Raw genomic sequence first — 5,175 nt, 5'->3', positions numbered from 1 at the left:
AACGCGCCAGCGTCACGGCATTGATGCTCTTGGCCCAGTTCCACTGCAGGCCGTTGAGTACAAAGACTTCATCTGCCGAGAAGTCGCCGATCATCCCGAACTCATCCCAGCAGCGATAGCGCAGTTCATACCGACTGACCTTGCGCACATCCCATTGCCCAGGCTCCACGGGGATCAACTCCCGCACGCGCCCGTTGTCGCCACGCACCTTGATGGAGAGGCCCGCGCCTGTCAGGGCTGCGTGCACCGTCATCATCCGGCGCCACTCGAATGAGGTCTGCCATTCGTTCGGACGCCGCGTCAGGAGCCGGTACTCAGGGATGTTGAGCGCCTTCTCGCTGGTGCCGTCCTTTTTTTCACGGTAGACGTGCAGGTCCGGCGTGGCGCAGCCGTCTGCCAGCACCTTGACGCAAGCCAGCACGGTAGAGACCTGCAGAGCGGTCTTTTCGGTCACGGTCACGCCCGCCACGCGGCTCGCGCCCGTGCCGTCGATCAGGTCGGCGATCTGGTCGTAGGTCAGTTCCTTGGCCCGGCGCTCCAGACCCTTACCAAAGAAAGACATTTACTGACCTCCTCGGATCAAAAGCACGCCACCAGAGATCGAAAGCGCCCCACCAACAATGAAGCCAGCAGGCGGATAGATCATCCATGCGCCATAGGAAATGGCAGTAGCGCCACCAACCAGCAGCGAATCCGGGGCAATGCGCACCAATGCCGCGCGCACCTCTGCAGCGCCGCGCTGCAGCGCTTGAAGGTATTGGTTCATCACTTGTCCCAGAAAGAGCGGCCGCCGGCCGCTTGTGGATTGGTCGCCATCAAGGTGACGGCATTCAAAGAGGCCATGAGCGGATCAATCTTGGCCGTGCCGCTGGCCTGCTTGGTGATCAGAGAAGCGTTGCCTGCCGGAACGACCTTTGCATTGCCGACGCACCATGTCATGAGTGGCTGCCCAGCGTGAACCAGGCTTCCGTCCTGGAGGCCACGCTCTGCGACCGCCATGGATCCAGTGAGCTTCCATCCCTGAGAAATGCCAATGATCAAGTCTTCGGGGATGCCCGCATCTACAAGCGCTTGGAAAACAACCTTGTGCGTGCGCTCCGGGTCCAGGCCAATCCTGGCCAGCAGCCCAGAGTCAAAGACCAGCTTGCACAGTTCCGCAAGCTCATCCAGGTCCTGATTGGGTTGATTCACTACAACCAGGTCGCCATCCTTCTCGAAATCGCGGTACTTCGCCTCTTCGGATTTGCGGCGCTCGATGCCAATGGGGTGAATCCATGCCCGGTTCCACAGAACGCAGTTTTGCGTTCCCCTCTTCCGGCCCTCGACTGCAAACCCCAGCAAGTCGTCCAGGCCACCTCCGTCGATACCCACTGTGACCACCTCGCACTCGGCCAGGATGAAGTCCAGCGTCACCCGGTTGTCGCCGCGCTTTTCCCAGAAATCAGCGCCGGTCCAGCGGTTGGCCCGCAGGTTCAGACCGATCTGAATATTCAGGTGCTTGGCGAGGAAGCGCTGGAATCCACCATCCTGCTCAGAAGAGCGCTTTTGCATCTCGTCGGTGAGCCATTCCTTGCTGACCGATCGGCCCAGGTTCGGATTGGTGATGTAGAAATTCTCCGGATCCAAGTAAGCCTTGGACTTGATCATCGCCGCCGGGAACTCGTACAGGATGCCAAGCGTCTTGAGGCTTACCACCGTGCCGTCGCGCACTTCGCGCCAGTATTCCAGCTTGGACTTGAACACACCCTCAGGCGCTTCATCCGACTGAGTGGTCAAGAAGATGACCCAACCCTCATCACGCGACACCTGACCGCCCAGCGCCTCCTGAAACATGGCATCGGCATTGGCGCGCTTGCCAAACAGCCAGAGCTCATCCACCAGGATCTTGCCGGACTTTTTGCCAGAGACCGTGTCCGTGTCGGCCGCCACCACCTTCAGGCTATTGCGGTTCACCCGATGGGTGATGGTCCGAATATGGTCCTGAATGTGGAAAAGCGCGGACAGCTCCTCATCTGCGCGCACCATGCTGGCCGCCGGTTTGAAGGAGTTATCAGCCACTTCCTTGGTCGGCGCCAGAATCAGGTGCTCCTCATCCGCGCGCCAGCACAGGATCAGCGCCGTGAGCATGATGCCTGCGGCGATGGTGGATTTCGTGTTCTTCTTGCTGATGAGCAGACCGTATTCACGGATCAGCTGTTTACCCGTCTCAGCGTCGTATGCGCCGAAGATGACGCGCACAAAGTCGAAGACCCACTCTTCAGAGCACTCCCCGAATGTGGGAGGGCGGTATTCATCGAGCTCCGCATCCCAGACCTTGGGCAGGTCAACGACCTTGAGCTCCTTAAAGATTGCCAGGGCCTGCTCGGCCTGGTCCTGGAAGATCGGCGGCGGAATTATGGACTTCCGCTGCACCAACCGTTCCTCCCAGTCGATGCAAGCGGTGCTCCATTCCATATCTATACCTTCTGTCCGTTAGCAGCTACCAACTTCGGAGGCGCGGCCGGCGCAAAACGGCTTGCGACCTTTTTCGCCGCAGCGTTCTTCTCTTCCTTCTTGCCTGCCTCGCCCTTTTTAGGGTGGCAGTACGGCGCCGCCAACGTGGCAGCCTGCATCCGGCGGCCGCGCTCCTCAGTGTGATCGCGCATCACCTCAAGCAGGTAATCCAGCGGCATGAGGTCGCTCAGATCCGGCGGCGGCTCTGGCTCAGCAGGCGGCTGCTTGCCGAATGGCCACTTTGGATCATCCTTGTAGCCATTGGCATCAACCTGAGGGGGCGCAGTTTTGGGAGCCTCCTTCTTGCCTGGCTTTACCTCTTCGGGCTGTTTTTTTGGGCGGCCAGCCCCGGGCCGCGCGCCACCTCTTGGCATAAGCGGCTCCTTTGAATTCTTTGATTTCTTTGAATTCCACCCTCGGATTTATTCATACAGGGGGAAATTTTCTGCGCGTGCGGAACAGGGCGGTCTAGAGGCCGAAGACCCCCAAGGTTTTGATCCCCCCCTCCCCTTTGCCATTGCCATCAGGTCGCGTCAGGAGGCCGATAGAGCCACGTTCGCAGCCTCGTGACCCTCGATCAACTCCACCTCGATGCGCGCCTTACGGTCACCCAGACTGCCCACCTGATAGCTGGTCACGTACGCCTTAACCTGCACGTTCGCTGCCGTCGAATCAAGCCCCAACTGCTGGGCAACATGGTCAATGGCAAGCGCCAACAATGCCGGCTCATCAATCGAAGCCTTGTGCACCGTCCGGTTCTGTTTGTCGCTGCTGATCTGCACCCGGTTCATGACTTTCCCTCCACCATCAACGCCACGGGCGGCATGGTGCTACCTGCCACCCACAACATGACAGGCTGGCCGGCCTTGATCGCCTCGACCTCGGCAGGCGTCGGCGTCCAGAATGAAACCACTGCAGGCACACCATCCCAATCGGTGCGCGTCACTGGCAGTGCATTGCAAGGCAATGTCTTCTGATCCCATCCCGCTGGCGCGCCAAGCACAGCATTGTTTGATGGGTGCTGCATACGGTCCATGGGTCACATCCTTTGCTCGGCGCGCTGTTTGTCACGGGAATGATGAGTGCTGCACAACGACTGCCAGTTGCTCCGGCGCCAGAACAGCGACTGATCGCCTCGGTGCGGGGTAATGTGGTCGACCACCGTTGCAGCCTCCACACGACCATCCGCCTCGCACATCACGCAAAGTGGATGCTCACGCAGGAACTGAGCCCGGGCCTGCTGCCACTTGTAGCCGTAGCCGCGCTGTGCGGATGTCTGGTCACTTGTGCGCCAGCTGCCGGCCTGGATGGTCTGAACACGCTGGGTGTTCAGCATTGGCACGCCGCTCTTGAGCGTCTGAAGCTTGGCCATCACGCACGCCGACCGTAGCAGTGGAATAGGCAGGGCATGCGCTCCAGCCCCTGGATGGCGTAGATCGAGGCGAAGCGAATGCGCCGGCCAGCAATGCGCCCTTGGGCGTCAATGCGGCTCGGGTTGTCGTGAACCTTGATCCAGCCGCCCGAGGTGCTGACCTCAGACACGCGAGAAAAGCGCTCGCCAGTGTCCACGTCGATGATCGTCGCGCCACGGGCGTTTGCTGCTGTGTAGAGCATTTCGCCCTCCTCGGGATAGGTGCCGCCACCGAGTGATCCGCCCCTGAAGCAATGTGCGTGATCGTCGGGCGTGCTCGGTGGCAGCGAACCGGGAATAAAAAAGCCGCCGAGGCAAAACCAGGGCGGCAGATGCCGGCTTTCGGCCAGCAAGGAGACAAACAAAAAAAGCCCACAAGCATCTGCTGCGGGCTGTAGGCGCGTCTATCCCTCTCTAGCTACCTGCACCGCTAAGGGCTGCATGCAGGGCATTGGACGGTGACGACTGGTGGCAAGATTTTTCTTGCGACCGACAGCGCAATTCTAGAGGCAGGTTACCCTGTGTCAAGCCCTGCCATTCAATCGGTAGCGTATACCCTGCCGTGCACGCCCCACACAGTCCTCCATATAGGTGAGGAGCTTTCGCCCATGCTCTCCGCCTGGAACCTTGCCATGGCCTGAGCCCCCGCAAGACCTACAGGCGACAGACGACAACTCCCCAGCTCGAGGCGACAGTTGGAACTTGCGACCACTGCATGCGCCACATACAGGCTTGAGCCAATGCAAGAGCACGGCACAGCTAACAGATTCCGTCTCTGGGCATTCATCCAGGGCAGCTGTGAGCTGCAGATGCAGACGCACCTCAGGAAGCATCTTGAGCATGCGCATGGTCTCCTTGAGCTCAGCGACAAACCCGTCTTCAAGGCGCTTGCGGGCAGCATCAGAGTGCTCCTTCTCCACCTGCTTTGATTGCTTTGCCGTAGCGATGTCCCGAGCCAGTTGCGCAATCTGCTTCCGGGTCGCCTGACGAGGGATCTGGCAGCCGCGGCGCGCAGCTGCATCCCACTCGCTGTGCAGGCGCATCAATGCAGCGCCGAAGCGCGACTTGCTCCAGCCGGCGGCAATCAAGTAGTCAGCATCACCTTGCAGGCCCGCCTCCACTCGCAGGCTGCTCGATTGGGTTGCGCTGGCATAACGTTCCTGAGTGGTTGGTGTATCAGTCATCCTGTCCTCTTTCATCAATTGCCCATCAAGCGCTGCACGGTCACATTCAGCGCGTCCAGTTCGCTCATCTTTTTGATTGCCCACATG

At 60.0% G+C, this 5,175-nt stretch carries 9 protein-coding genes; all 9 read right to left on the bottom strand.

Annotated elements, in window-relative coordinates:
* Positions 1 to 562: phage portal protein (locus CSE6_RS25810; protein WP_152668677.1), on the bottom strand; the 562-nt coding region annotated here is incomplete at its 3' end.
* Positions 563 to 766 carry a hypothetical protein gene (locus CSE6_RS25805; protein ID WP_059441883.1) on the bottom strand — a complete coding sequence of 68 codons (204 nt, stop codon included), beginning with the start codon at positions 764 to 766 and terminating at the stop codon, positions 563 to 565.
* A complete protein-coding gene (locus tag CSE6_RS25800; protein WP_059441882.1) occupies positions 766 to 2,454 on the bottom strand; it encodes a terminase large subunit in 1,689 nt (562 codons plus the stop codon). The genes CSE6_RS25805 and CSE6_RS25800 overlap by 1 nt, the downstream gene beginning before the upstream one ends.
* Positions 2,455 to 2,456: 2 nt before the next feature.
* On the bottom strand, positions 2,457 to 2,867 hold the full coding sequence (locus CSE6_RS26315) for a hypothetical protein (protein ID WP_059441881.1): 411 nt from the start codon (positions 2,865 to 2,867) through the stop codon (positions 2,457 to 2,459).
* A gap of 159 nt (positions 2,868 to 3,026) precedes the next feature.
* Entirely contained in the window at positions 3,027 to 3,284 is a 258-nt protein-coding gene (locus CSE6_RS25790) for a hypothetical protein (protein ID WP_059441880.1), read from the bottom strand.
* Entirely contained in the window at positions 3,281 to 3,529 is a 249-nt protein-coding gene (locus CSE6_RS25785) for a hypothetical protein (protein ID WP_059441879.1), read from the bottom strand. Before CSE6_RS25785 ends, CSE6_RS25790 begins: the two co-directional genes overlap by 4 nt.
* A gap of 3 nt (positions 3,530 to 3,532) precedes the next feature.
* Positions 3,533 to 3,865, bottom strand: coding sequence for an HNH endonuclease signature motif containing protein (locus CSE6_RS25780; protein WP_059441878.1), 333 nt, complete (start codon positions 3,863 to 3,865; stop codon positions 3,533 to 3,535).
* Positions 3,865 to 4,107 (bottom strand): hypothetical protein, encoded by a 243-nt coding sequence (locus CSE6_RS25775; protein ID WP_059441870.1) that lies wholly within the window; start codon positions 4,105 to 4,107, stop codon positions 3,865 to 3,867. The genes CSE6_RS25780 and CSE6_RS25775 overlap by 1 nt, the downstream gene beginning before the upstream one ends.
* A 321-nt stretch (positions 4,108 to 4,428) precedes the next feature.
* Positions 4,429 to 5,175, bottom strand: a 747-nt coding sequence (locus tag CSE6_RS26310) for a hypothetical protein (RefSeq protein WP_193751184.1), incomplete at its 5' end; no start/stop codon positions are given.

Source organism: Comamonas sp. E6 (genome assembly GCF_001010305.1).
Classification (GTDB): domain Bacteria; phylum Pseudomonadota; class Gammaproteobacteria; order Burkholderiales; family Burkholderiaceae_C; genus Comamonas; species Comamonas thiooxydans.
Note: the sequence above shows the minus strand (reverse complement) of the source record. Positions and strands in the feature narration are given on the sequence as shown.

Excerpts from the sequence above, each read along its gene's own strand:
- CSE6_RS25805 (WP_059441883.1), bottom strand. The coding sequence starts at position 766 with ATGAACCAATACCTTCAAGCGCTGCAGCGCGGCGCTGCAGAGGTGCGC.
- CSE6_RS25800 (WP_059441882.1), bottom strand. The coding sequence starts at position 2,454 with ATGGAATGGAGCACCGCTTGCATCGACTGGGAGGAACGGTTGGTGCAG.
- CSE6_RS26315 (WP_059441881.1), bottom strand. The coding sequence starts at position 2,867 with ATGCCAAGAGGTGGCGCGCGGCCCGGGGCTGGCCGCCCAAAAAAACAG.
- CSE6_RS25790 (WP_059441880.1), bottom strand. The coding sequence starts at position 3,284 with ATGAACCGGGTGCAGATCAGCAGCGACAAACAGAACCGGACGGTGCAC.
- CSE6_RS25785 (WP_059441879.1), bottom strand. The coding sequence starts at position 3,529 with ATGGACCGTATGCAGCACCCATCAAACAATGCTGTGCTTGGCGCGCCA.
- CSE6_RS25780 (WP_059441878.1), bottom strand. The coding sequence starts at position 3,865 with ATGGCCAAGCTTCAGACGCTCAAGAGCGGCGTGCCAATGCTGAACACC.
- CSE6_RS25775 (WP_059441870.1), bottom strand. The coding sequence starts at position 4,107 with ATGCTCTACACAGCAGCAAACGCCCGTGGCGCGACGATCATCGACGTG.